24 protein-coding genes and 3 tRNA genes are annotated in these 26,547 nt (G+C 46.1%); 15 read left to right on the forward strand and 12 right to left on the reverse strand.

The window, feature by feature from the left end; translation table 11 throughout:
• Positions 1-554 precede the first annotated feature (554 nt).
• A complete protein-coding gene (locus QUA40_RS19330) occupies positions 555-2,492 on the reverse strand; it encodes a serine/threonine-protein kinase (RefSeq protein ID WP_333128728.1) in 1,938 nt (645 codons plus the stop codon).
• A 500-nt stretch (positions 2,493-2,992) separates the two neighbouring features.
• Here QUA40_RS19330 and QUA40_RS19335 point away from each other — a divergent pair, with 500 nt between their 5' ends.
• A complete protein-coding gene (locus tag QUA40_RS19335; RefSeq protein WP_006635922.1) occupies positions 2,993-3,475 on the forward strand; it encodes a 2Fe-2S iron-sulfur cluster-binding protein in 483 nt (160 codons plus the stop codon).
• A 38-nt stretch (positions 3,476-3,513) separates the two neighbouring features.
• The gene (locus tag QUA40_RS19340) at positions 3,514-3,984 is read left to right on the forward strand and encodes a phycobilisome protein (RefSeq protein WP_333101006.1); all 471 of its coding nucleotides are present in this window, start codon (positions 3,514-3,516) and stop codon (positions 3,982-3,984) included.
• Between the two features lie 14 nt (positions 3,985-3,998).
• Here the strand turns inward: QUA40_RS19340 and QUA40_RS19345 are convergent, their stop codons facing one another.
• The 5 genes from QUA40_RS19345 to QUA40_RS19365 form a co-directional block, all read right to left on the reverse strand.
• Complete coding sequence (locus tag QUA40_RS19345) at positions 3,999-5,165, reverse strand: pentapeptide repeat-containing protein (protein WP_333128730.1); 1,167 nt, start codon at positions 5,163-5,165, stop codon at positions 3,999-4,001.
• Positions 5,166-5,406: 241 nt separating this feature from the next.
• Entirely contained in the window at positions 5,407-6,069 is a 663-nt protein-coding gene (locus QUA40_RS19350; protein WP_333128732.1) for a V4R domain-containing protein, read from the reverse strand.
• Positions 6,070-6,119: 50 nt separating this feature from the next.
• Positions 6,120-6,590 carry a phycobilisome protein gene (locus QUA40_RS19355; RefSeq protein ID WP_333128734.1) on the reverse strand — a complete coding sequence of 157 codons (471 nt, stop codon included), beginning with the start codon at positions 6,588-6,590 and terminating at the stop codon, positions 6,120-6,122.
• Positions 6,591-6,759: 169 nt separating this feature from the next.
• On the reverse strand, positions 6,760-7,026 hold the full coding sequence (locus QUA40_RS19360) for a hypothetical protein (protein WP_333128736.1): 267 nt from the start codon (positions 7,024-7,026) through the stop codon (positions 6,760-6,762).
• A 94-nt stretch (positions 7,027-7,120) separates the two neighbouring features.
• Positions 7,121-7,822: a V4R domain-containing protein gene (locus tag QUA40_RS19365; RefSeq protein ID WP_333128737.1), complete on the reverse strand. Its 702-nt coding sequence runs from the start codon at positions 7,820-7,822 to the stop codon at positions 7,121-7,123.
• Between the two features lie 282 nt (positions 7,823-8,104).
• Here QUA40_RS19365 and QUA40_RS19370 point away from each other — a divergent pair, with 282 nt between their 5' ends.
• The 4 genes from QUA40_RS19370 to QUA40_RS19385 all read left to right on the forward strand — a co-directional run bounded on the left by QUA40_RS19370 (position 8,105) and on the right by QUA40_RS19385 (position 13,201).
• Positions 8,105-9,937: a caspase family protein gene (locus tag QUA40_RS19370; protein ID WP_333128739.1), complete on the forward strand. Its 1,833-nt coding sequence runs from the start codon at positions 8,105-8,107 to the stop codon at positions 9,935-9,937.
• A 1,484-nt stretch (positions 9,938-11,421) separates the two neighbouring features.
• Positions 11,422-11,646, forward strand: coding sequence for a hypothetical protein (locus QUA40_RS19375; RefSeq protein WP_006635912.1), 225 nt, complete (start codon positions 11,422-11,424; stop codon positions 11,644-11,646).
• Between the two features lie 717 nt (positions 11,647-12,363).
• Positions 12,364-12,615, forward strand: coding sequence for a TIGR02450 family Trp-rich protein (locus tag QUA40_RS19380; RefSeq protein WP_333128741.1), 252 nt, complete (start codon positions 12,364-12,366; stop codon positions 12,613-12,615).
• A gap of 79 nt (positions 12,616-12,694) precedes the next feature.
• Complete coding sequence (locus QUA40_RS19385) at positions 12,695-13,201, forward strand: hypothetical protein (protein ID WP_333128743.1); 507 nt, start codon at positions 12,695-12,697, stop codon at positions 13,199-13,201.
• Between the two features lie 740 nt (positions 13,202-13,941).
• Here QUA40_RS19385 and QUA40_RS19390 read toward each other — a convergent pair.
• The gene (locus QUA40_RS19390; RefSeq protein WP_333128746.1) at positions 13,942-14,994 is read right to left on the reverse strand and encodes a YiiG family protein; all 1,053 of its coding nucleotides are present in this window, start codon (positions 14,992-14,994) and stop codon (positions 13,942-13,944) included.
• A 74-nt stretch (positions 14,995-15,068) separates the two neighbouring features.
• Between QUA40_RS19390 and QUA40_RS19395 the strand changes: the two genes are divergently transcribed.
• From QUA40_RS19395 to QUA40_RS19405, 3 genes are all read left to right on the forward strand, one after another.
• Entirely contained in the window at positions 15,069-15,920 is an 852-nt protein-coding gene (locus QUA40_RS19395) for an ABC transporter ATP-binding protein (protein ID WP_333128748.1), read from the forward strand.
• A 487-nt stretch (positions 15,921-16,407) separates the two neighbouring features.
• Positions 16,408-16,923: an SMC-Scp complex subunit ScpB gene (scpB, locus tag QUA40_RS19400; protein ID WP_333128750.1), complete on the forward strand. Its 516-nt coding sequence runs from the start codon at positions 16,408-16,410 to the stop codon at positions 16,921-16,923.
• Positions 16,924-16,965: 42 nt separating this feature from the next.
• A complete protein-coding gene (locus QUA40_RS19405) occupies positions 16,966-17,313 on the forward strand; it encodes a DUF760 domain-containing protein (protein WP_333128751.1) in 348 nt (115 codons plus the stop codon).
• A gap of 312 nt (positions 17,314-17,625) precedes the next feature.
• Here the strand turns inward: QUA40_RS19405 and QUA40_RS19410 are convergent, their stop codons facing one another.
• Both QUA40_RS19410 and QUA40_RS19415 read right to left on the reverse strand, forming a co-directional pair.
• Entirely contained in the window at positions 17,626-18,846 is a 1,221-nt protein-coding gene (locus QUA40_RS19410) for an HhoA/HhoB/HtrA family serine endopeptidase (RefSeq protein WP_333128753.1), read from the reverse strand.
• Positions 18,847-18,868: 22 nt separating this feature from the next.
• Positions 18,869-19,015: a hypothetical protein gene (locus tag QUA40_RS19415; RefSeq protein ID WP_333128754.1), complete on the reverse strand. Its 147-nt coding sequence runs from the start codon at positions 19,013-19,015 to the stop codon at positions 18,869-18,871.
• Between the two features lie 148 nt (positions 19,016-19,163).
• Here QUA40_RS19415 and QUA40_RS19420 point away from each other — a divergent pair, with 148 nt between their 5' ends.
• Positions 19,164-20,078 (forward strand): M23 family metallopeptidase, encoded by a 915-nt coding sequence (locus tag QUA40_RS19420; RefSeq protein WP_333128757.1) that lies wholly within the window; start codon positions 19,164-19,166, stop codon positions 20,076-20,078.
• A gap of 60 nt (positions 20,079-20,138) precedes the next feature.
• Here QUA40_RS19420 and QUA40_RS19425 read toward each other — a convergent pair.
• From QUA40_RS19425 to QUA40_RS19435, 3 genes are all read right to left on the reverse strand, one after another.
• A tRNA-Thr gene (locus tag QUA40_RS19425) sits at positions 20,139-20,210 on the reverse strand.
• Between the two features lie 73 nt (positions 20,211-20,283).
• Positions 20,284-20,365: transfer RNA gene (locus QUA40_RS19430), tRNA-Tyr, on the reverse strand.
• 200 nt (positions 20,366-20,565) lie between these two features.
• On the reverse strand, positions 20,566-22,383 hold the full coding sequence (locus tag QUA40_RS19435) for an ABC transporter ATP-binding protein (RefSeq protein ID WP_333128759.1): 1,818 nt from the start codon (positions 22,381-22,383) through the stop codon (positions 20,566-20,568).
• 349 nt (positions 22,384-22,732) lie between these two features.
• Here QUA40_RS19435 and QUA40_RS19440 point away from each other — a divergent pair, with 349 nt between their 5' ends.
• The 5 genes from QUA40_RS19440 to QUA40_RS19460 all read left to right on the forward strand — a co-directional run bounded on the left by QUA40_RS19440 (position 22,733) and on the right by QUA40_RS19460 (position 26,488).
• Positions 22,733-22,963 (forward strand): hypothetical protein, encoded by a 231-nt coding sequence (locus tag QUA40_RS19440; RefSeq protein ID WP_333128768.1) that lies wholly within the window; start codon positions 22,733-22,735, stop codon positions 22,961-22,963.
• A gap of 68 nt (positions 22,964-23,031) precedes the next feature.
• Positions 23,032-23,103 (forward strand) — tRNA-Gly (locus QUA40_RS19445).
• A 248-nt stretch (positions 23,104-23,351) separates the two neighbouring features.
• Complete coding sequence (locus tag QUA40_RS19450; RefSeq protein ID WP_333128762.1) at positions 23,352-23,756, forward strand: hypothetical protein; 405 nt, start codon at positions 23,352-23,354, stop codon at positions 23,754-23,756.
• Positions 23,757-23,760: 4 nt separating this feature from the next.
• Positions 23,761-25,026, forward strand: a complete 1,266-nt coding sequence (locus QUA40_RS19455; protein WP_333128764.1) for a glutamate-5-semialdehyde dehydrogenase — start codon at positions 23,761-23,763, stop codon at positions 25,024-25,026.
• A 316-nt stretch (positions 25,027-25,342) separates the two neighbouring features.
• On the forward strand, positions 25,343-26,488 hold the full coding sequence (locus QUA40_RS19460; protein WP_333128766.1) for a fatty acid desaturase: 1,146 nt from the start codon (positions 25,343-25,345) through the stop codon (positions 26,486-26,488).
• Positions 26,489-26,547: the final 59 nt, after the last annotated feature.

The raw sequence follows: 26,547 nt of genomic DNA on the forward strand, positions 1-26,547 counted from the left end.
CTCTTCTGGCGCTTTATTAATGTATCAACTCTCCCCTGAGTTGTCAAGCTTTTTGCGAAAATATTTTTGACTTTTTTCGGAACCTATACACACCAAGGGTTTCGGCCAGAAAGCACTGCTTGGCCATCCGCACAGCACGACTCGTCTTTTAACTATGGGGTCTTTTTTTGGATAAAAATACGGCTTTTGGGCGGACTATTTCCCGCGCATGGGTAGAAGAACTCAGTGGTTCAACCTGATGATGGGGCTTACTTGGAGTATAGGTAAAGCAAAGTTAGAGTGTAAGGTGTGAGGCTGCATCATGGGGTTAGGATGACATAAGCAGGCTGGTGCATGAGTCATATATATTATTAAGTGGTGTCTGCATTTCTTGGACTTTACTGAGGGAAGTGTGGGTCTTAGATTGAGCCGATCGCCCTTAACAATTCCTCTGATTCAAAATCCAGAAGTTGACACGACACGGTACTCTAACCCTGAGCAAACTCCCAGGAATCGATCGCCCGCAAATACACTCCCTGAATTACACCCCGAAACTCCTTCAGTTACCCCACTTATCAGCCTTTGATGATCGAGGGCGAGTTGGTCTCCTCAACATCTACATCTAAAAAGTGCAAGTGACTCTCTTCCTCAGTATTGACAGCAATCACCAAACCTCTATTCCCCCAGGGAGCTATCGCCCGGGGTGAGGCGGGGCTGCTAAAACTCCCTACTTGAATCCCTTGACTGTTTAACACTTCTATCTGCCCCCCAACATCTGCCAACACCCATCCCCAATTAGCCACACAAGCAGACACGGGCAAACTTTCAAGCGGAATTCGCGCTACCTTGAGCGGCCACAATTTCAGCAACAGCACCGCCGCTTTACCACCTTGGGGAATTCCCAGCAAAGTATAAGGCTCAGGTGTCAACAGCATCTGTCCGACGCTGGCAGACAACCGCACAGAACCCACCGGCGTGCCGCGGCGAGTGTAAACTCTAAAAATAGTTTGGGGATTTTTTGGCTCGTTGTCCGGCCAAACTGCTAAGACGTGTCGCCGATCCAAAAACATTAATTCTGGTAAATAGTGTTCTGATAACGGCACAGTAGCGATCAGCTTCAGGACTTTTTTCTGATCGCCAGCAGTGCTGTTTCCAGCTAAAGAATAAAAACGCAGTTCGCCGGGAACGGCTACTGTCAACCAGTGGCCGTGAGGGTCAACAGCAGCTTTTAAAGCATCAGGACCTTGCCTCAAACCCATATCGAGCAGGCACTGAGGCTCCCAAGAGTCTTCGTTGAGCCAGTAAAGTTTTTGGGGAGTGAGAACGCAGCAGCCGTGGGAAGCAGGTAAAATGCCGCGCACGATTTCCGGCATTAATGAAATAGAAATAGACATTTCTCCTGTAACTAGCTGTTTTCCCGGCTGAGACCACACCTTCACCTCTGTACCTACAACAGCATAGAGATACGTTTCAGTGGCAATTAAAGCGGTCAACGGTGCTGGAAGTATCAGTGGCGTGGGGTGCGAAAGCGAATAGCGCACAGTCCCAAGTAAATTAATCGCCGACAGTGATGCTTTTTCCTCTTCAACTTCTAGCAAAGACTCAGTTTCAGACTTCAGACTTTTATCACCACTGGTTGTGGGGCTTTCCCAGGGAATAATGCAGTCGCCCAATTGCCTGACAGCCGGGTCGTACATGATCAAACGCAGAGCTTGAGCCATTTGGGAAGCACTGGCAAAACGGCGGGCTGGGAGCTTTTCTAAAGATTTTTTGACTATTGCTTGCAAAGGTTCGGGGATGGCGTCGGGAAATTGCAAGCGTTGATTCAGGTGTGCCCACCTCAAGTCCCCGGGGGTTCCCCCGAAAGGGCGGTAGCCCATTAGCAATTCAAACAGCAGAATTCCTACTGCATATATATCTGACATAGGGGAAAAAAGACCGTAAAACCGCTCAGGGGCCATGTAAGCGGGGGAACCTACGGTAGCGTCGGGAGAAATTTCTTGGTGGAGGCGAGTGGTACCAATTTCAGGCAGCCGACGCGCGATGCCAAAGTCAGAAAGCCGGGGCGACCAACCTTTGGCTCCTAGGGTTAGGAGGATATTTTCGGGTTTGATGTCGCAGTGAACTACGCCTCGGCGGTGCGCGTAGTCTAAGCCAGCTAAAACTTCCATGACTAGCTGTAAACCTTCGAGCAGACGCAAGGGGCGGTCTTGTTTGAGCAGGTTGCGGAGGGTTCCTCCCTCACAGTAGTCCATAACCAAGTACCTGCCTGTAGCTGTGTGTTCTAGAGCTCGGCAGGTAACAATGTTCGGGTGCTGCAAGGTGATCAGAAACCACAGCTCTCGCAAGAATTCGCTAGTTGGGGCTTTTTGATGACTAAGTTCTTTGAGAGCAACCAGTTGGCTGGTGAGGCGGGAGTCCTGGGCGGGAGCTTCTCGAACGCTGGCACAAAAGACTCGACCAAATTGTCCTTGTCCGACTAGCCCTAAAATGCGGTACTTAGAATGTTGCATCGGTCTAATTATAGATAAAGCTTGAGCTAGTATTAAAATATGTAAATAATTCTGACAAAAATTCAAATTTTTGAATCGATCGCCAGCTACAGCCTATGTTATCTCAGGTTCATTCTCAGCCTCCTTGAGAGCGATCGCACACTCAGACCTACTAAAATCCTTGAGCTTCGGAATCACTATCAATTTTGCTGGATGCCGATACCCGCTCGGGAACTACCTGTGGCTGCTATTTTAGTCGATCGCGACTATTACAGTTTTTTCAAGGCCATCTAGAAAGTATCTAAGGTTTTAGCTTTTCAAGGCTAAGCTGGGGAATCCGGGCGAGGGAACAGCGATGACCAAAACAGAAGTGCGGTTATGCAAGAGGGATTAGAGAGCCACAAGCCGATTCTGTCGTCAAGGCATCTTAACCTTTTTGAGTGTTAGCCAAATTTTTTTGAGCTTTGAATAAGTTGATCGTAACTTGCTAAATACTGAACTTGACAGGAGCAAACATCAATATGGTTAAAATTATTAAACTAGATCCAATTGCGGAGGAAATAGCAGTCGAAACCCGATCAAATATCCTGTCTGCCTTACTTTCCAAAGACTTAGACGTTCTCAAGGAATGCGGGGGGCGGGGAATGTGCGCTACCTGCCATGTTTATATTAAAGAAGGCATGGAAGGCTTGTCGGACATGAACCGCCGCGAGAGAAGGACGTTGGAAGTCATTACTACGGCTAAAGCCAATTCGCGACTTGCTTGTCAGGCTCAAATTATGGGCGAGGGTGTGGTTGTACAGTTGCCTGCGGGGATGTACATTAATGCTATTGAAAATGTCGAAGCTCTGATCGGTCGCCGGGCCCAGCAAGATTTATTACACCCAATTACGGGTCAAGTAGTTGTAGAATCAGGTAAGTTAATTACTCGTTCTATCGTTACACAGCTTAATGAAACCCGTTTTCAAGTAGGACAGTATTTAGTTCGGACTAAAGAAGCTTAAAACTGATATGTTTGTATTTTAGTAGTAGAGAAAAATCTATGTTGAGCCAACTTGCGCGTTTGAGCATGGAAGCAGACGGACGCTACGCCAGTGCAGAAGAACTCCAATTTTTGAAAGACTACTTTCAGTCTTTGAATCACCGGATGAGTGCTTATAAAAAACTTCAAGCCTCTGAAACAGAAATTATGCGGCAAGTGGAAGCACAAATGCTGTCTCTAGACCCTAGTTTATTTCGGCGGGGGGCTAACGATGTCACTGAAAAGTGCCGTGGAGATATTGTGCGGGTGTTGAGGCATTCGGCGGCAGCACTATTGATTAATGATACGGAACGATTGCGCGATCGGCTACTACTTTGGTTGCAAACTATTTTAGGCGCTGTTCAAGTTAGAAATAGTGCAACCGTGACCTACGATGTGATGAAAAAGGTACTCAAACAATATCTCACGGTGGAAGAAAGGAACCTATTTTTTCCGATTCTGGACATCAACCGCACTTTACTAGGCAAATAATCAAGGTTGACAAGTTAACGCTGATAAACCGTGCCGTTAGGAAGAGTGGCTCCAATCAACTTTGCTCCCGTCAAATCCGCCTCAGTGAGAATGGCTCCCCGGAGGTTGGCTCCTGTCAAGTCAGCTTTCTGCAAGTTGGCTTTACTCAGGTTAGCTTTGCTCAAGTTAATTTCATGGAGGCAAGAATTAGACAGGTCGGCATTGATCAGGTAGGCTAGACTCAAGTTGGCTTTGCTGAGGTTTGCCCCGCTCAAGTTAGCTTCCATCAGATAAGCACCGCTCAAGTTGGCTTCGTTCAACAATGCCTCTGCCATATTGATTCCAGTTAAAAGTTTGCGGCTCAAGTCTACACCGCTGAGGTCGGCCCCGCTGAGGTTAATACCGCTTAAGTGGCTGCCATTCAAAGTAATGTTTCTCAGGTAGGTTTTGCTGAGGTCTGCTTTGCACAAATTGGCTCTATCCAAGCAAGCTTCGCTAAGGTCTGATCCGATCAAGCACGCGCCGTTTAAATAGGCTTGAGTGAGATTAGTTCGCCTGAGATTAGCTTTCAACAGGTTGGCTTTGCTGAGGTTAGCACGGGTTAAGTTGGCTCCGGCTAGGTTGGCTTTGGATAATTCGGCTCCGGTGAGCTGTGCTTCGGTCAAGTCTGCCTCTTTCAGACTCGCTAGACTTAAGTAAGCATCTTTGAAGTTTGCCCCGTTGAGATTGGCTTTAATCAGATAGGCTTTACTGAGATTGGCCTCGGTGAGAACGGCTTTGGTCAGATTAGCGGCGCTCATATCTGCACCTATGAGATTAGCATTGGGAAGATTTGCTCCAGTCAGGTTTGCCCAATTCAGATGAGAGCCGGCTAGGTTGGCGCCGGTGAGATTGGCACCGATGAGATTGGCCCCGCTCAGACTGGCTGCCATGAGGTTGGCGCCGGTGAGATTGGCTCCGCTGAGGTCAGCTTTGCTGAGATTGGCTCGGCTGAGATGGGCTTTTGTGAGGTCGGCACCGCTGAGGTTCGCACCGATTAAATAGGGTCGTTGCTGGTGTTGGTTGAGGTTTGCCAAAATTAGAGTTGGGGCATCGTTGGAACGGTATAAATCGATCGGACTCAACACAATGCCGCGCAGATTTGCCAGTCTAAAATCTCTTTCGCCGGCTGCATATCGAGTTAGAAGTTCATTGGCGTCCATTAAGTTCTAGCACAATGTTTGAGGTTTTGATTGCTTTTAAATTTTATGAGTTTCTAGAGTAAGTTAGGCAGTTTCTAGCTGCTAGTTATTATCAGGTTTAATTTGAATTTATAAAACCTGATTTTTAACTCAGGAGCTTTTTTATAATTTAACTCACAGTTTTGATGATACGGTCGATAATATGGGTGTAAAACACTCGATTTGACAGCTATTAGCAACAAAGTAATAGCTGTCAAATCACTCAGTTTTTTTGAAAAAGTTGACTGAGAATAGCTTCATGGTCTTTTCCTTCTTCGACCATAGAATCGCCCGGTTGTAGGCGATCGCGCAGCCCTAAAATAAAGCGATTGCAGTCCGAACCCAATGATTCGCAGGATGTTTGCAGGCAGTGAAGTTCTCGACCCGTAAGCTGACTAAAGAAAGAACTTAAAATACCTGCTTCTAAAAAACAGGCTGGTCGCTTAGATTTGGGGGCTGTTTTAGCAAAAAGAGAGTTAGCAATTTTTACTATTAAAAATCCATGTTCGGAAGAGCTGGGGTCAAGCTCAAATGTTCCCCATCCATGAGTTTTCCAACACTGCTGCAAGGACTGAAGAAATTCTACCATTTCCATTTCAGAAACTGGCTGACCGTAGTATTCGCTGACTTCTTCGCAAAAACGCACGTAGAAGTTTTTACCCCACCAGCGACCGCAGTTGAAAAGCACGAGGCGGGAGGCTTGACCTGTTTCTTGTTCTAAGCCGATATAAATGGCTTGAATCAGTGTTTCTGGGAGTGCTAAGAGCCGATCACCCCGGCGGTTTTCGAGGAGGCCGAGTTCGAGGTCGCCTCGGACGTAGGCATCGCTGGCAAAGTAGTTTCCAGGGAGTCGGGGCTGTTTGAGTAAGTCGGCAATATTAATCATCGGAAATTGGGAATTGGGAATCGGGAATTGGAAATTGGGAAGAAAGCTGATTATTTATTACCTTGGTCAATAATAATTGACTGTGCTTGGTCGAAAAATGGTTGCAATATAGCCCGGGCTTGCTCGGAAAGCAATTCTTTTAAACGAGTTTGCAGCAGATTGTAAACAGTTGCTTCGATATTGTGAGTTTGGTGGGCTTCGACTATGCCGGAAAGCCAGTCTACAAGGCGCTGTTCTAGAAAATTTGGATCGTTCAGCAGCATAGCCATAGCGCAGTACCGCAAGACTAACACCCAGTGTTTGAGCGATCGTTCTAAAATTTCTTGTTTTTCGTCGGGGAATGTTTCTTGTAGTTTGTTGGCTACTGGTTGGAAGATGCTTGCTTCCTTCTCTCGCAAAAATTCGTAAATTTTTAAGCGCTGGACAAGGGTTACAGCTTGACGCTTAAAAGCTATGAGTTCTTCGCCTTTTAAAAAGCGGTTTTCTGCCTGATCTAGCAGCGCCTCAATCTCAGGGTGCATGATTTTAATTAAGTGGTAATCGGTAATTGATAAAAGGAAGGAAGTTCGGCAACGAGCAATGTACGGGATTTAACGGATTTAACTTATGGATTTTGAAGGAGGAGGAAAGAGGGGTGAGGGAGATGGATGAGGGATTGCCATATTTTTTATTTTCCATTCCCTACACTGATTAAAACAGGTCAAATAGGTCATCAATGGTGACTTCTGCTTGTTCAGAAATAGAAATTACGGGCAAGGGTGGCGGTAGGGGTAGGGCACCTACTTCCGGAATTCCTTCCCAAGAAATAGCTTGAAAAAAGTCAGCTACTGGTTGGGTTAAACTCAGAAGTTGACCGGGGGTCGAGCCTTTTGGGGTTTCTAAAGATTTTCCCAGCCAATTATAGTGACCAAAGAATTCTTGGACAGATTGGTCCAACCATGAAGTTTGACTTTTCATCTTTCTTCCTGCCTGGAGAAATCCACCATCGCACTTTCGATCGCGAAATTGGTGGGAGGAAAGGCAGGGCAGGGGATGTGCCTTTCCAGGTTGTTTACCGCAATATTTCACCGTGTTGCAGTCGATTTTGAATATCGCGGGCGTTGGCACCTTCGTTGAGCCAGAATGCTGCTGCATCAATTTTATCTGGGTTGCCAAGCAGGAACTTGCAATAGGTTTCTCCCATTGAGTAACATTGGAGTTCTATGCAGCTCAGAGGCTTTTTGACTAAAGAGCCGAAGAAACCGGCGAACAAACCAGCGTATAGGTGACAAACTGGTTTGCCTACGTCGCCCAATGTGCGAGCAACTGCTGAGTCAAAGAGGTTGATGAAGATGCAGCCGTGTTTGCGATCGCTCATGTCCACTTCCCAGCGACCCCAACCTTGAGCCGTGAAAGGCCACCACCAAGTTTCTAGCAGAAACATGAGATTTGACTGGCGAATGTTCTGGCTGTATTCGGCACTAAACCATTTTTGAAAAAATTCGGAATCTTGGAGTCCCCACTGGCAACCAATAGTATACATGATGACAGAGGACGCGGGGCCGACTTCTTCTTCGAGCCCCTCCACCAAACCGATAATGAAGTCTTCGCTGGTAAAAATGTTGCGCGACTCATTCCAGTCGTCAATTGTACCCATCTGGCGATCGAAGGCAAAAAAATCCTGAAATCTATAGTGGCTGTGAGTTTTAGGATGCTTTTGCTTCAGTAGCGATTCGCTGTGGGGGGAGATTTCTTTTTTGGCGGTAGAGACCATTGGCGGGTTATTCCTTTTTGGTGTAGTTTGGTGAAAATTAGATTCAAATAGACTGGTCTGTGTATCCAATTTAACTTTATTTTTCTAAAGGCAGGCACAGGGTATAATTTTTTACTGCAATATAAAAATTAAAAATTCTAGGATGCTAAATTTGGGGGCTTGTTGGGAGTTCTGCCTTCGGACAACTGCTCTCTGAGTGCTGGCGAAAGTGAATATAACCTTAAACGGCTATGTGTTATCGTTTTGTGCAAGCTGTCCATTATATATATAGGGCATATGGGGATGAAACATCACGCTTGTATTGCAATAGGCATCAATCAATATCAGTTACTCCAGCCTTTGAGTTATGCCCAAGAGGATGCAGAGGCACTGTACGGTTTTTTGACTGAGGAGGCGGGTTTTGGGCCGGATGGATGTCTGCTGATGACGGATAGCTCGCCGTCGCTGTGGGGTCAATCTACATATCCAAATCGGGAAAATATTCTGAGATTGACCCAAAGCCTGTGCGCGGAACATGTGCAACAGGGAGATTTACTCTGGTGTTTCTTTAGCGGCTACGGTGTCAGCTATGAAGGTAAGGATTATTTAATGCCGGTTGACGGAAATCCGGCTGACATTCAGGGTACGGGGATTCCGGTAGAGTTGCTGTTGAATACTCTGAAAAACGCTCCTACGGAAACGGTATTGGTGCTGGTTGATATGAACCGCAGCCAGATTGTGAAAGGGGGGGAAACGATCGGCTCTCAAACGGTTGAGCTGGCGCGGGAACTGGAAATCCCAACGGTGCTTTCTTGCCGCCCGAATCAAGTTTCGCGGGAAACTTCGGCTTTGCGTCAGGGGTTTTTTACGACCGCGCTTTTGGAGGGGCTACGCTCGGGACAGTGCACGACCATTAAGGGTTTAGACCGTTTTTTGAGCGAGCGGCTGCCGGAGCTGTGTGACCACCATTTGCGTCCGAAACAAGAACCTTTGATGGTGGTGAATCCTCCTGGAAAGGCTAATTTGGTGATTTTCCCGGATGCTTCTGGGGTGCAAAATGCTGTATTGGCAGGACGCAATGGCAATATGGCGGTTAATACGGCTGATGGGTTCGATCGCCCGGAAATGGCTACGGCTACGGCTCGAATGGATATGCCTCCGGCAGTTCGCAACGCTGAGGATTCTTCGGTTGAGATGTCGCCTGTGTCGCAGCCGAATGCTGTGGGCGCTGCCGATCGGGGGGGCGATGAACCGAACTTGCAAAAGCCGAAGGATGAGCATAATGGGGGATCGGATAAATCGTTTTTGCAGCAGCTAGTTTTGTGGAGTTCAGCTACGGCTTTAGTGCTGCTGTTGGGTGTTTTTGTGACAAACAAATCAATTTTTATTGGTCAGCAGGAGGGAGATCCTCGATCGCCTGCTGAAAATGCCCAAAAGTCTGGCTCTCAAAAATTTACTGGTACTGGGGGGTCGCAGAACCAACCGCGGGCGGTGCAAGCAGGGAGTGGAACCAAGCAGCCACCATCGAGCCAGCAGGTGTGGGCTGAGGCAAAAACTTTCCTCAAGGATGGTTCGGCTTCTAGTTTTAATAAAGCAGTGGTTAAGGCTCGAACGATTCCTGCTAGCGATCCGCTTTACCCGCAGGCTCAGCAGGATATTGAGCGCTGGAGTTTGACGATTTTGGATATAGCTAACGGGCGGGCTGCTCGGGGCGATTTCCAGGGGGCGATCGGGGCGGCTAAATTGATGCCGGATGTCAATAAGCCTGTGTACAATCAGTCGAAACAGGCGATCGCTCAGTGGCAGGAGCTATCCAAAGACCAGGATGTAAATATTGCTTTGCTATCGGCTGCTAAGGGTCAAATTAAGCGGGGGGTTGCCTCTTCTTACAGTAAAGGCATCCAGCAAGCTAATAAAATTGAACCCGGTCAGCCGAAGTATGAAGAAGCTCAACAGTTAATTGGAGAGTGGAGCGAAAGTATTCTCAAAATTGCTCAGTTGCGTAGCTCTCAAGGAAAGCTGAAAGAGGCTGTTGAATCTGCTTCGCTTGTGCCGTCGGGTACTAAGAGCTATCAGCAGGCTCAGAAGTATATCGCAAATTGGAAAACTAAGCTCCAACGCCCGAAAAAAGGTTGATTTAGTTGATAATTTCTTGGTTTACCACCGGGAAATTATCTTAGCGACTGGTCGAAATAGGTCGAGCGATACCCCTTGATACTGCAAAAAAAGACCTACATACCGATAATTTAAAACCAATAATTTTATTCACCATTTCCCCTCCGCAGCTTCTGCGCGAGGGGATTTTATATGCTCCCTGGTTGGTTGTTTTTTGTAGAGTGAAAGATATCGTATGAGCTGATTAATTGGGGCTGCATAATAGTGGGATGATTTTGATTGTTTTTGTGGATGGGTTCATGAGACCGAAGGCGTGTATTTTCAAAGCAGGCGGGACGCCTAACCCCTACTCACCACAATAATCCTCAAATTGTGCAACGCCGATTAATTAATATCTTTAATTAACGTCCAGAGTTCCCTCAACCGACGCCTCCATTCAAAAACGAGTTTTTTAAACAATAAGGATGGCTGTAAAGGTATATTTTTATTAATTATAAACCCGTCGTAAATGAGTTAATTATAACTGCAAGTTAAAAGAGTTAATTTTTGTCTTTTGTCACGCAGGGTTATCAGCTTAATCTATAGTTAATTATAACTTTAGTGATCCGCAAATAGGGCTATATCAAATTGCTATATAAGGCCAAGATCTAAGGGAAAATTTCCTTTAAAAATCGCCTAGGCAGAGCTAATTTTTTATCAGTTTTTGTAGGCTATTAGGATCGATCGACGGATGGAAGACTGTTTAAAATTGTGCTGTTTTTAAATTATTAGCAGTGACATATCTGTTATGAATTATACAAGTTGAGCCGTTACTGGCAATTCTAGCCGACGAACGATAGCCCCCAATGAATCCAGAAAACAGATTCACCGCCACAGAGCGTAAAATATCTGGATTCGCAAGCTGCGACTCTTCGGCGCGGACATCAAAAAGCTGCCTTAATTAACACAAATAAGGGCTTTGCAAGACAAGAAAAAAAATATATCATTGAGAAACAAGAATAAAAACTTGCTCGCTTATGGTAGCCCCGGTAACAACACGTATGCCTGAAGTTATAGTCCACAGCGAGACAGAGGGGCAGCTCTAAATCAATAGGGTGAGGTGGTTGTGTCTGAATGTTAAGAGGGGCAATCGAAGAGGAAGGTTCGGCGAGCGATCGCTTCCCAATGGAGGATGGTAAAACCTAAGAAGGGAAGGAGTTGGAGACAATGCTAAACTTTTTGAGTTCACGAGAGTAGCGTTAGCACTAAACTCTGCCGTATAGGGGGAAACGAGCCAAATTTGTAACAGTTCTTAACTATAAATTATTCTGCCAAAACTGCTAGCATAGTGACACTTTTGCTAACAAAAACAGATAAAGTAAATAAAGTTGGCTAGCTCTAGAGGTCCCGATCCCCATCCTGGGGATGTGGAATCAATTTGATTCTTACCAAAGGGTTTTAGAGTTACACTTGGAAACAAAGCATCGCTATTTAACTGAGTTCTTTAGTTACTTTTACTTTCAGCTATGAACGTGGATTTTATCAAAGCCCAAGTCAGGTTGCTACAGGGTGCAAGTTCATCGGAGCGAGAGACCCTTATTAAGAACATCGGCGTCTGTGCTGGCGTGATCAGACCGGGAGAGTACGTGACTCCTCAGCGGAAGCACGCCATCACTCTCTGGCTGCAAACAAATGCGGTTCGGCTCCGGCTACCCCAACTTCCTCTGGATTTATCGGGCCAAAAGCCTTAACAAGGAAGTAATCAAGGGGTAACGACAGAATGAAAGAAATTAGTCAATCTTTCCTAAAAGTGTTTTTTTATTGAGCTGTACAGGATCAATGAAACACGATTAAGATTGAAAAAATGTTTGTAGGGAGAGTTGGGTTCAAAAAGACGCCTGCGGACAAGAAGCGGCCGACCGCCTTGGCAGAAGCAGGAAGTGAAGGTCAAACCTGCTAGAAAAGTAGATTTGAGTAAGTTTCACAGAACGGATTATTGTGCACAACTATAACCTAGGTTATTTGCTTTTAGATTTGAGATTCACGATTTACCTCGTGCTGCATAAATTTCCTATTTGTGGATCGAGTGAAAAATCATCCCTATTCAATAGGTATAACTAATTACAGGGGCAGTCATTGAACTGCCCTTACTTTTGAAACGCGAGGCGAAGCTGCTGCTAGTTAAGTAGTAGTTCCGAATTAATTACACAATATTTCTCCTGAAACCCTTGCCCAGCAAGGAGTCTTTATGTAATAAATTTTGTGTGGTTACTTACAATAAACGCATCTACTTGCAGATAGAGTTTAGGTGCACTCTTATATAAGCTGCAGCGCCTGTATATTGTCTGTTATGTTCGAGAGGGGAGGCGGAGAGGATTAGAGGAGATTTGATAGGGAATTAATATCCTCAAACAGAAGGAGTTATTACAATTAACTTGCTTTCTCAAATATTGGTCAACAAAAATACTGTGCCGAAGAAACAAAAATTTCCTTATTTAGTGGGTTCCCGATGGACTTCACACCAAAAAACTTGGGGGTGGCGACACTTCCAAGTAGTCAATCGAAAAAACGAAGGTAAATGGGTATTTGCGGAAATGGTGGCGGCTTGCGATCCAAATGTCCGTTTTTGGCTGAACGCCACACAGCTCAAAGACCGATCGCTCTGGCAAGCTGGATGGCAGTCTACGCAAGAATTAGAGGAATTAGAAACAGCAGACTAAAAGACAGCGCTTTGGGGTAGAGTTATGTAGACATTGGTAATGGGCAATAGCAACAGGGCAAAATAATGAAAAAAAAGTTGTGTTATTGGTGTGTTTGCTAATTAGTGCTGGATTGGGCGGTGGATTTTGCGAAGAGTCTATCGCAACCAAGGCGATCGATCGCAGCAAAATTCTGTCTGCCGATATTCTAACTCCTGCAGCGGACTTGTCCGGCCTAACCCTTACCTTACAAGACTTGCCCGCAGCTTTTACAGAGATGCCACCTGCCACTATCAAAAACATAGTCAGCGGTATCCCAAACTTTAAATCAGCAAGCGTGTTTGGTTATTACAAGAACGATGACCAGCAGTTTCAAGTAGTCACAGGATTTACATCGCAACTGCCCAACCGGCTCGATCAAGCTAAATTTGATGCTGAAATCCGTGAAGGGAGTTTTGCAGAACAGTTCTCCCAAGGTTTAAACAGTAGTAACAAGGAATTTCAGTTTGCTAATCTTACCGCTTTAACCTTAGAAGACAAGATTGGCGAGGTATCGGCTGGGTGGATCACTCAAGGAAAAATACAAGGTATAACCATGAATGTCTAATTTGCGCGCTGTTTCGGCGGGGAAAAATAGCAAGTTTTATGGCGATTATGTATCTCGACGGAACTAAACCGACTATTACGATTAGCGAAGCAGCGCGCAAATTAGACAGCCGGATGATGGAATTGAAACCCGAGTTAACTCAACCGCAATAAGTAGGTGCTGCAAGCGGTAAAAAAAATCAGCCTTATACCTGCGGATGACACTCATACCATTTTAGATTTTAGATTTTAGATTTTAGATTGGGAATAACTGATTCTGTATGGGTTTGGAACGCGGGGCTACAGTTGCATCCTTTGTTGAAACTGGTATCAGATTAGTTACACTAACAAACCTAGCGCAAAAATAACATAGAAACCGAGTTTTTAGGCTATTTTTACCGATGATTTTGATGAGATATTTTTGTCAATTAAACCCTGTTTTGCTGTAGCTATGGAAAACATAATTCATATTTTTGATGATTGATCGCCCTATTTTTTGAGTGTAACTCGCGGGGACTCCACAGTGGTTGAGATTGAAGTAACTTCGGAGTATTAAGACTGTTTCTAGAAAGGGATAAGCTGTTCTACATTTAAACTGTCTGTCAAAAATCAATACAACTCTTGTGGGACGGGCTTCTAGCCTGTCCCGAATTTCCAATTTAAATGCGTAACAGCTTAGCTCTGCAAAAGTAATAATGTACTTCGATGCAATCGGCGTCTCCATGTCGGATCGAACGCGCGAAAAACATTACTTCCACACCACTACCAGAAAGGGTTTGAATTATAACCAGAGACAATCTCGCCGTACAAATACCGCAATTTAGACAGAGTTCCGTCCCCGCTGATTATAGATGGAGAATCTGGTAAGCTATTATCGCCCAGGCGCTCCCGCCGCCGACGTAAGAACTGTTTTGCTGCCACTAAAAAATTTTCGTGATGATCCGAGAAGCGTATAGAAAACATGACAGGCTTGCCCTGATCCGGGTGCGAAGCATGGTAAGCAAGCAAATCGTCTACCGTTTTTTCATAAGTCGCAACCAAGGTTTCAAATTGCTCTAGCTGAAAATCATTGGCCGACCTAAACTCATTAGCAGCCGTCAAAATATCCTCCGCTTCTAAAGTGGCTTTTAAAGAAAAATATTGCAGCTTGCGGGGCTGAGCTTCTAGTTTTTTGAGATGCTCTTGGTCGACTTCTTTCCTAACCGCCTTAACCTGTTGTCGCAATTCCAAATTACCTTTAATAAAGGCATCCCAAGCAGCCATCAGCCGGGGGTGCAAATCCCTACCTTTAGCCATATTGTCGTCCTGATAATTTTCGCGTTTGTAGTAAAGGTTGGCCTCATTCATCAGCGGTGCCAGCGCCACCAGCGCTTTCTGATAGGCATCCGCTGCTGCTTCTAGGGCCTGATTGTGAGGCTCGATTGTTGCAGCTCTTTGGATTCCATAGACGCAAATATTCGGATCTTCCAGTTTGTCTACACCGTTGAGCGTCGATTCTTTACCAGTCGGGCCAGTTGTGGCATTCGCCCATTCGAGGTAACGGCGCCGACTTTCCAAAACACTTTTAGAGTATTGATTGATGCAGCTCTCGATATAGTAATTGATCTTGTTTGCCAGATCCTCCCGATGATCGGAGGCAAGCAGCACCGATTTGTGAGGCGAAAAGGGCTGACCCAGCGGTGGTAGACTGCGCCCTAAAACTGGTTTTAGATTCACTTGGGCTGTGGCTAGCTGAGCGAGGCCAGCGCCTTCTGCTAAAATCAAAGCGCCAGCGAGTACGATCGAGGACTGTTTGAATGCGGTGGTGCAAGTCATTGTCTATTTTCTCCTAGTCGGCGTTCTTGTTGTTCTACCGCTGACTAACATCGAATTATCTTACCATGACACCTATGTCTGTCTCTGTTTCCCTGGAAAACGCCTGCAAAATTTACAACAAAATCCCCGTTGTCCATAACCTTTCGTTCACGATTGAAGCCGGAGAAATGTTCGGCCTCCTAGGCCCCAACGGTGCCGGAAAATCGACCACAATTCGGATGCTGACTACTCTGACTAAACCCAGCAGCGGTCAAATCCAGGTAGCTGGATATGACGTGATGCGGCAAAGCTTGCAAGTGAAACAGTGTATAGGCGTCGTACTCCAACAAATCAGCGTCGATACAGAGCTTTCAGTATGGGAAAATATGGAGTTTCACGGGCGGATGCACCACATCCCAAATCCGAAGCGGCAACAGTTAATTAAACAGTGGTTGGGATATGTAGAATTAGCAGAAAGGCGAGACGACTTAGTAAAAACTTTGTCGGGAGGAATGAAGCGAAGGTTGCAAATTGCCCGATCGCTTTTGCATGAGCCACAAATCTTATTTTTGGACGAACCGACTGTAGGGTTAGACCCGCAAACGCGGCGCCGATTGTGGGAAATTATTTTAGATTTGAACAAGCAGGGAATGACAATGCTGTTAACAACGCATTATATGGATGAGGTGGAGTATTTGTGCGATCGCATCGGCATTATGGACGGCGGCAAGTTAATTCAACTGGGAACGTTGGCCCAACTGCGGCAGCAACACGGTCAAGGTTTAGTGATGAAACAAATAGGCGATCGCTGGGAATACAAGTTTTTCCCTACTCTGGAAGAAGCTAATTTATATCTCGATGCCAAAGATGATAAGACTGGCATGATGGTTCGTCCTTCTAATTTAGAGGATATTTTTGTAGAACTGACTGGCCGACAGTTAGATTGAGCAATGGGTAATTGCTAATAGCAGTCCTTCACTTTTAGATTTTAGATTTTAGATTCCCCAAGTGGCTATTAAAACGGCAAAATTTTTCAGCAAAAATCCTCGGATTAAAATCAAAAACTGAAAACAGAAAGAGTTGGTTTTTTTTTAGAGACAACCGACACGCTCAATCTATTGTTTAATGAGAAGGTTTTTTGGCTCTCCTGAGTTTGTAGTGATAAGCAAACCGCATATCCTTACGGAGAGGCCGTCACAGAATCACGAACAGTTGTGCCTGATACCGTATACACCATAAACCCAGGAGAGCCGGTTTTTTTACAAATTCCCTTGATTCATGAGCCCGAAGTCACGGAGAGACGGATAGTTATTTTTTGCTGATTCCTTCTTCTTTGTTCACGCTTGACTTATTCCCTCAACATCCATCCGTTAAATCCCGTACACTGCTCGTTTCCGAACTTTAACGTCCCAATTCCTAATTACTAATTCCCAAATGACTCGCTTAGCCACAACAATAGAAGCAATACTTTACCTAAAAGGTCAGCCAGTGTCGATCGCAGAAATTGCCGAGATTGCCAAGTGCGATCGAGCCGAAGCCGAAGACGCCATCATCGAACTCATGTCTGACTCATCCCGCCGGGACAGTGCATTAGAAGTCGTAGAAACCCCCACGGGATACAGCCTGCAACTCAGAGAAGAGTTTGCCAGTTTAATGCAAACTTTAATACCTCCAGAATTAGGTGTTGGAGCTTTACGAACGCTGGCGGCGATCGCCCTCAAAGGCGGCATCGCTCAGCCAGACTTAGTTAACTTGCGAGGTTCCGGAGCTTACCAACAAGTGCAGGAACTTGTAGAAATGGGTTTCGTGCGCAAACGGCGACCGACTGAAGGGCGATCGTATTGGTTACAAGTTACCGAGAAGTTTCATCGGTACTTTCAAGTAGACCAACTGCCAAAACAATTGCAAATTGACTTTCAGGCAAATTTGTACCCAAGCAATGACGAGTAGTTTGAAGTAGAATGTAACCAGCCAGAAATTAAGAATCGCCAAATGGTTTTTCACCCTGACTTTGACACATCCAATGCCCAACAAACCGCAGTCAATCCACTGCTGAAGTACCTCCAACACCAATCCCCGGAGGTTCTAGCCCGAGTCGCCAAGTCCGCCAGCCCAGAAATCAGAGAAATTATCTCTCATAACGTTCAAGGACTTGTCGGCGTTTTGCCTTCAGAAAATTTTAACGTCGAAATTACCACTGACCGCGAAAACTTAGCAGGTTTGCTAGCTTCAGCGATGATGACAGGCTATTTTCTGAGACAAATGGAGCAGAGGATGCACCTAGAAGAAAATTTAGCAAGCACCAGCTCGATTCAACCAAACTCTGCCAAAGACAAGTAAAAAGATCAAGGGGTTGGGGAAGCCCGAAAGATGAAAGTTGTTAAAAAAAATAAACAGTCCTGGACGCACAGGGAATTAAGAAACCGGGCTGTTAACCGGATATCCCTCGCGCTACACCCAAGGTTTTGGTGAAAAAACCCGGTTGCTACGTCCCGGACTATAAACCATCAGATTCATCTTTCGTCCTCTACCGTTTGCAACTAATACCAGTTTCAAAAAAGAATGCAACTGTAGGTAAGCTCCAAATGCTTATGCAGTAAGTCATTCCCCATTATTTAATCGACAATCGAAAATCCCCAATCGAAAATGGTATTACCCACCGGCGGGGCTACCCGATAGGGGAAAAGCACCCGGACGTACTTTTATATTCTGAACTTGACCTACACGGTTAATTTCCACTTCAAGTTCTTTGCCCACAACAGTGCTTTCCACCCGTTCTTGCACGTCCCCGGGAGTGTTCACCGCAATTCCGTCAACTTTTTGAATGACATCTCCGGCGCGCAAGTCTGCTTTTTGAGCGGGGGAATTTTCCACGACTCGCGTCACCGCTACGCCTTGATCGAGGGTAATTTTATTATTATCGAGCTGTTTGTTGAGTTCTGCCTTGGTGGCTGCAGTCAAGCTGACCATTTGAATGCCGAGATAGGGATGTTCGGCTTTACCTTTGGCGAATAACTGATCGGAAACTCGTTTGGCGGTTTCGATCGGAATTGCAAATCCCAAGCCCTGAGCGTCTGCGCGGATAGCGGTATTGATGCCAATTACTTCGCCTTGGTCATTGAGTAGCGGCCCGCCAGAATTGCCGGGGTTGATGGCGGCGTCGGTTTGGATGAAGCGGACTCGCTTGTCGGGGATGCCGACTTGGGAACTCGATCGACCCGTAGCGCTGATAATGCCCACAGTGACAGTATTGTCGAGACCTAAAGGATTGCCGATCGCGATCGCCCACTGTCCCGGTACAATATTATCCGATCGACCCAAAGCCACCTGCGGCAGTTCCTTAGCATTAATCTTAACCACAGCGACATCCGTCAGCGGATCGACTCCCTGCACCTTACCCTCAAACTCACGGCCGTCTTTGAGCGTCACCTTGACAGTATCCGTCCCGGAGACAACGTGAGCATTAGTCACGATACGGCCGTCAGGAGTGAGAATAAACCCCGAACCCGTACCTCTCCTGACTCGTTCTTCCGGCTGCGGCAAATTATCCCCAAAAAACCGACGAAACAAAGGATTTTTGAATGCTTCGGGTACTTGATTCGCCACCTTACTCGATGCGTCAATCCGCACTACAGCCGGGCCTACTTTTTCGGCTGCTTCAGCAATAAAATTGGGATTGCTGCGATCGACAGCCCGATTTTCCAGGACTGGGGGAGACGCATAGGGGGGGATTTGCTGGCGCACTACTGGCAAAACCAATCCGGTTTCCAGATTGTTTGAGCCTTGTAGATAGCGATTTCCTAACCATCCCATACCTCCGCCGATTGACAGCAAAGTCACATAAAGGGTCGTTTGCTTAAAAGATAAACTCATTTAATAACTCCCGCTAAATACCTCATCCCCGCAGACACGTTCCCAATCCAGCATTTTTGTCTTGGCGACGGGAAGGAAGCGGGGCGGGGCGTACCGCTTCCTCAAAAACATAGCTGTTAACCGGCAGGCGCTGATAGGTCTCACAGGCAATTTTTACCTGATTTCCCATCAGCGACCAAAACTAATAATTCTCATCCTAACTTGGCTTAGCGTGGGATTTACAGTCTGGGGGGTGGCTAGAGCTTGTAAATATGTAGTTTCACTCAACTCAAAAATTGTCAATTGTCCGAAATGAATAGTTTTTTCTCTACATTATTATGAGGTCTAAACGCTTATTTCTGCTGATTTCTACACTACTTTGGTCGATCGCACCCGTTGGGAAAACGGCGGATTATACCGAGGCCGCACCTGCAAATCTTCCCTCCGGTACACCTGTAGAAAACCCCGACCCCGCCCGCGATTGCCCGAGTCCGGCTATGTCTCGGTTGCGCCGCCACACAGCGGCCCAGGGCGAAACAATAGAAAGCATCGCGCGGCAGTACAATGTGATTCCTGCCGCGCTGATCGGCATAAATCCGATGTTGCGGGGCGGTCGAGTATCTGCTGGAAGTGCGATCGTCATTCCTCCGTACAGTGGCACCGAGGTAGAAGTGCCTGCGGGCTGGAATTGGCAAAAACTGGCAGAAGCTTACAAAGTGTCCGCAGATTTGCTATTTGAGGCGAATGGGTGCAGGCCTTTGGGGAAAACGGTGTTTGTGCCTGCGGTGAATAGGTCGATCGGGCCTTCTATCAATCCCGATGCAACGCCATCGGTGCAAGGATTTCCGCTGCCCGCCCCAGCAGTGGAAGCTTTGCGTTACGGGCGGCAATGGCATCCTATGCGCCGCGAATTTTTTTTCCACAGCGGCGTAGATTTTTTGGCGTCGGAGGGTACGCAGGTTTTGGCGGCGGGCGAAGGGACTGTCGCCTTTGCCGGGCCGCAGGGGGATTACGGGAATTTAGTTGTGGTGAACCATCAAGCAGGGAAGCAAACGCGCTACGCTCATTTAAAAGATATTGCCGTAAAAGTCGGTCAAAAAGTCCAGTTTAAAGAAGTTTTGGGAACAGTCGGGATGACGGGAAAACGGGACATTCCGCCATCTCATTTGCATTTTGAAGTTCGGTACAATTCGGGTTTGGGTTGGGTAGCTGAAGACCCGCTGCTTTATTTGCAAGCGACTATTAAAAAATAGGAGGAGGGTTGAAGAAGCAATTCAACCCCCCATATTTTTTGTATGGCATAATTTAGCAAAAGCCCGTGACGAGATTTGAACTCGTGACTTCCTCCTTACCAAGGAGGTACTCTACCACTGAGTTACACGGGCATAAAAAATTAAGAACCTCCAATTAAAAAATTAATTTTTAATTCTTAAATTTTAAATTTTTATTAAATTGAGGTGGGCCGAGCTAGATTTGAACTAGCGTAGGCGTAGCCAGCGGATTTACAGTCCGCCCCCATTAACCGCTCGGGCATCGACCCATTTCCATCACAGTTATAAATCCTAGCACCAGAATCTTTATTTGCAACATTATATTTAAAACTCTAATGATTAAGTAGAGAAATCATAAGTCAGTTAGGGAAGACCGGAAAATAGAATACTGTTTAAGATACGCATTGCTAAGTCTAGGCTTGGTACCCGCCCGGAGCACGCACCCTAAGTCTAGACTTAGCCCAAATCCCTAATTCACTAATTCCCCGGTTTCTTGCAGGGAGTGCAGGCGGCGGTAAATGCCTTGTTGGTTTAAGAGTTCTTCGTGGCTGCCAACTTCGACGATTCTACCCCCGTCGAGTACGACGATCGCATCGGCTTCGCGAATTGTACTCAGTCTGTGGGCAATAATTATGGTGGTGCGCGTACCGAGAATATTCTGCATGGCTAGCTGGATCGATCGCTCCGACTCATAATCCAAACTAGAAGTAGCCTCATCAAAAATTAACACATCCGGCTCCACCAAAAGCGCCCTCGCAATCCCCAACCGCTGCCGCTGACCGCCGGACAAGCGCATTCCTCGCTCCCCGACAACGGTATAGTAACCTTGGGGCAACAGCCGCACAAAATCGTCTACTTTGGCAATGCGACAAGCATCCTCAACTTGCTCGAAAGTGGCGCTTCTGTTTCCGTAAGTCAAATTTTCCAGCAAAGTACCGTTAAAAACGTCTACTTCTTGGTGGACAATCGCTAAACGCTGGCGGTAGCGAGTCACGTCTAAGCTGCGAATGTCTTCGCCCTCGATGAGAATGCTGCCGGAGTTGGGCTCAAAGTAGCGAAACAGGAGTTTAACTAAAGTCGATTTCCCGGAACCCGATCGCCCGACTAATGCTACAGTCTGACGGGGATGAATCAATAAATTCACATCTTGCAAAACGGGTTTTTGACTGTCGTACCCGAAGGTCAAACCGCTGAACTCAACTTTGCCGGTAAATTTATAAGGCGACGCCGATCGAGCATTTTCTGCTAAATTAACCGCATCAACACCGTCTGGCGTTTGCATAAACTCGTGGAACCGGATCATTGAAGAATAACGCCGCGCCAATAATTCGGCGATAATGCTAATCGGACGCAGTTGGGAATATGCCATGCTTGCCAAGGTGTAGACGGTAACAAAATATCCGAGGGAAATTTGGCCTGCAACCGTGGCTGCTAGGCTAAAACCAAGAACTGAAAACAAACACAACTGGACGATCGTCTGCTGGTATGTCCCCAGGGTGACGTATCCTTTGTGAATGCGGTGGATCACGACTTTTAATTCGCGATCGAGTCTGGTGGTTTGCCTTTTGAGTTCATCGCTTTCTGTCGCAAAAGCTTTGACTGTTTTGATGTTGGTGATAATTTCCGAGTTACGGCTTTCGGTATCTTCGATGTATTCATCCAGAATTTCTTCCCGCGCAGTCACCTTTTGCAGGCCTTTGAGGGTGAAACTGAGGATAAATAGGAATGAAACCAAAATTAATAAGCCAATCCGCCACTCAATTAACCAGATAACGGCAAAAATGCCGATTAAGCGGACGACTTCGGGGATGAATTCCCCGGCAATTTCTGGGTAAGTCCAAGTATGGTTGGCGATGCCTTTGGCGATGCGGCTGGCAATCCGTCCGGCGTTGTTTTCGTCGTAGAATTCTAGGGGTAAGGTAAGGATTTTGCCGATCGCACTTCTCATTTGATCGCGCCTCGCCCTCAATGGTATCGCCCAGTGGAACCAATTTGCCACCCAAGGCTGTATGGGTGCTTTGGCGACTGTTACCAGAAAAATTATGCCCAGCAAGACGGATAGCGATAATATTTTGTTGGGTGAGTGCTGGGTAACAGAGGCGATCGCTGCTATGAGTTTTTGCGTTATTGTATCTGTTGCTTGACCCGACAATACGTTTAATATTTGACCGATCGCGTAGGGAACAAGCAAATCGGCTAGCGCCAAAATGCTGGATGCGCCTATGCTGTAAACTGATATTTTCCAGTAGCGACTGTAGTATTTGAAGATGTCCTGAAAGCTTGCCATAAATTTTTGTTGAGATACAACCCTTGCAAACACTTGCGTTTAAAACTGCGCTCTCGGCGCGCTTTGTTTACAAGTGTACTACAAAAGTAGTTGATCGGGAAGTCCTCTCGGCTCATGCTAACGACTCGCCCGATCGGGTGATTTATGGCAATCATTCGATCGTCAGCAATCAATCCGCATTCCTGGGCAATAAATTCAAGACTAAGGGCAAAAAATGCAAAAGACAGAATTTTTCTTAAATTCTGCCTTCTGAGCAAGGCCTTATAAGTTTTACGTTTGAGTAGTCGGTTAGCTGAAGGTGTAGGCTGATTGCAGCGCCCACCAGATCAAGAAGCCGATTCCGCCGGCAATGACAATCGCCGAAATGGCGATCGCTATAGGACTGTCAGCTCCCTTGAACTTCATGATTCCGCGATTTAAATCTGACATGACAGTGTTCTCCCACAATTCCAGCTTGATTGTAGCTTTGCCGTCGGCGGATGGCAGTGCCTCTTCACGGCAATTACTGATTTGGTTAATAATCTGGCTGCTGAAATTTCAGGTGGGGAGTGGGTTTGGGGGGGGTGTACTGGGTTTGTGAAAAAAACTTACTAAAAAGACTTGACAAATTCCGAGAATTGAGACAATATTGTTAATACCGCAGGAAATGCGGGTGTAGCTCAGTGGTAGAGCGTCACCTTGCCAAGGTGAATGTCGCGCGTTCGAATCGCGTCACCCGCTTTAGAAAATAAAAAAAGTAAGAAAACCGGAAAGTAGATCCAGAAAGTTTTCGGTATACTCCTAATGATGGTTGAAAATACCTAAGTTAGTGGTAAGATTGAATGCAGAACTTGCAAGTCAAAATTGCCGATCGGGCGATATCTCGGAATAGGCAGTTGAAAGCCTCGCTAGGGCGGAATTGACAAGTTTGATTAAGTGGATATGTTAACGATTATTTTTGCAAAAACGCTTTTTTTATCCGATCGCTAGTGCCATCTCAAAAAGCTCCCAAGATTGACTTAAACGATGAGTACCCCTGTCCTTGCCGACGCCGGGGTCGTCTAGTTCCCATAACGTTGACAGAAGCCTTTGGCTGCAACCGCTGTCAACAAATATTTGTATTGGACGAAAGTGGATACGTGATTGAGCAACTATCAACGAACTATCCTTACAAGCAGGCTTGGCGGTGGACAGGGAACCAGTGGAACAGAGCGCATCCGGGTTTGAAGGCCCATTATTTGCCACTGACTTTGGGTATGATATTGGTGCCGCTACTGATTTGGTTGCCCTTGGCGCTGCACTCACCGGGCCCGAATATTATTCTGTGGGCAATGGTCGCCGTGCTGCTAGCAATGCTACCGGCGCTGATGGTATGGCTGGCTTACAGGCGTTAACTAGATGATAATAGAGGATTTTACCCATTCATCAGAGGGGGCAAATGTCGCCCGCCGGGCTTATCAAGCTTCTTTGGAGTTGGCTGCAGCAAAGAGCACGGATCGCGCTGCAGCTTTGCAGGCGATGGCGCGATCGCTGAAACGCCGGCAAAATGACATTTTAGAAGCAAATACTCTGGATCTAGAAGCGAGTCGGGACATGGCGATTCCCGAGTTGATTGTGGAGTGGCTGAAGCTGACGCCGGAACGCATCAAGACAACTGTGCAAATTCTGGAACGGTTGGGGGAAATGCCAGATCCGATCGGCAGGGTGATCAATGCTTCTTATCAGGTTGATCGCTGTCAGGTTTACTGTCAGTCGTTGCCACTGGGGGCGATCGCTCTTATTTACGAAGCGTTTCCAGAGTTGGGGGCGATCGCAGCAGGTTTGTGTCTCAAAAGTGCTAACACTTTGATTCTCAAAGGCGGCAGCGAAAGCTGGCAAACTAATACAGTAATAGGAGAAGCTTTGCTTTCGGCGATCGATGAAGTCGGTTTGCCGTCAGGATGTTTGCAGGTACTGCCGCCGGATCGGGGGGCTTCGATCAGAGAATTGGTCACTCAAGACCAATATCTCAATTTAATTATTCCCTACGGCAGGCCAAGTTTGGTGCAGCAGGTAGTAAGGTTGTGCACAGCACCCGTTTTGAGGTCGGCAATGGGAAATTGTTACCTTTATTGGTCACCGACTGGCAGTTTGGAGATGGCAAGGTGGATGATTTTGGACAGCCATCAAAGCGTACCCGATCCTGTTAATGCGATCGAGAAAGTGCTGATCGATCGCAACCAAAAGCCTTCTTCATTAGTCAGGCTGTGGAACAGTTTAAAAGAAAAAGGCTTTCAAATTAGTGCCGATGCGGATCTCGTCGCAGATTTCCCAGACTTGAAGCTGGCGGAACCATACGAGTGGACTCAACCGTATTTAAACAAAACCATAGCGTTTAAAGTTGTCGATAGTTTAGAAATTGCGATCGGCTGGATCAACCGCTACAGCAGCGGCCACGCTGACTGCATCGCCACTGAATCTTACTTAGAAAGTCGCCAATTTGCTCTGGATGTTAACAGCGCCTCAACTTTTATTAATGCCTCACCTCGGTTTTGGCGCTATCAAAATCGGGGAGATGCGATATTTTTGGGAATGTCTAACCAAAAAGGTTATCGTCGGGGATTGATCGGGTTAGATACGCTGACGACCATTAAAGAAATTGTTCAGGGAAACGGACTTTTTTAATCTTATAGGTTATTTATGATTGGTTATTGGGATTAAACCAAACTGAAAAGTGGGAGACTTTTATCGATGCGTAAGCCTTTAATAGTTGTTTATAAAATTTTCTTTATGGGATATAATATCTTGGTACAACAGTCAAGCAGCTTTGATATAAAGCAATTTGGTCACAAGCTGCTGCATCGTTGCCGTGGAGACAGATAAAATTTTGGCCTCCTGACAATAAGCTCGCAATTCATTTGTGGGTCAATCTCAAATAGGTACTGGATCTAATTAACTTTAGAAAGTTATTAAATCACCTGAAAATACTCTTAGCAATAACATGAAATCAAAAAAATTATTCAATACTCTAGACAAGGCGGCAACGCCGACTTTAGGCGAAGAAACGCTAATTCATCACTCGGTATATGTGAAAAAATTGCGTCCGCTGCTGCCATCAGATGCCTTTGAACCAGATCCTAGCAAGTTAGCAATACTATTCATCAACGCTGCTATTTTATTGCTGGGATGGGGAATTGCTGCTAATCTCGATCACTGGCCTGTCTATCTTTTAGGGCTTTACTTACCTTTAGCCGTCATCATGGGCAATAGTATCATAGTTTTGCTATTTAGCTCCCACGATTTGATGCACGGTAGCGTTCAGAAAAAGTCGCGCCTCACTTATCCGATCGCCTTTTTGGGACTAAGTATGCTGTTTATGCCACCTACTCAGTGGAAAAATCTACACAATCTCGTACATCACAATAACACGAACTCTGTGGCCGACCCCGATCGCAACTATCTGTACCAGCAACCAGATACTTGGGGAAAATGGATTCAAAATCTGTTTGTCCCATCGGTGGAAGTCAATCCGGTGTGGTTAATTGTAGGGATGGCCGGTTCGTGGTTAGTGCATAATTTCCGCAATCTCACTTCGGTACTTTTATTTAACGATAAATCTGTTGATTACGTACCGGCTGCCTTTACAGTTAGTCCTAAAGATAGATTGACAATCGCATTTGAATGTCTGGGAATTTTAGGAATTCATGCGAGTATTTTGTTCTACCTAAATTTTCATCCGCTCAAAATCGCTCTCGCCTACTTTTTGCCGATCGCAATTGGTCATGCAGGCGCAATGTTTTACATCTATACCAACCACATGGGTTGCCGGATGACCGCCATTAATGACCCGCTGATCAACAGTATGTCAGTGCGGGTTCCTCAAATATTTGACCTGCTGCACTTGAATTTCTCTCACCACACAGAACATCATATTTTCCCCAGCATGAACTCAGACTATTATCCGATGGTGCAAGAGTTGTTGCAAATTCACTATCCCGGACGCATGAATTTAATAGATGCTGGAGAAGCTTGGCGGTTGCTGATGCAAACACCCCGTCATTATCAAGATGAAGTCACCTTCACTGATTCGGCGGGTACAATAGCCGTGAATTACTCGATTATTGAAGACTATAGTGCGATTCGTTGAAACGTGAATCACGGTGAAAGCCCGTACATAACGTTTCCAGCCACAAGGCTGAACTCTCG

Source organism: Microcoleus sp. Pol11C3 (assembly GCF_036701485.1).
In the GTDB taxonomy this organism is placed as follows: domain Bacteria; phylum Cyanobacteriota; class Cyanobacteriia; order Cyanobacteriales; family Microcoleaceae; genus Microcoleus.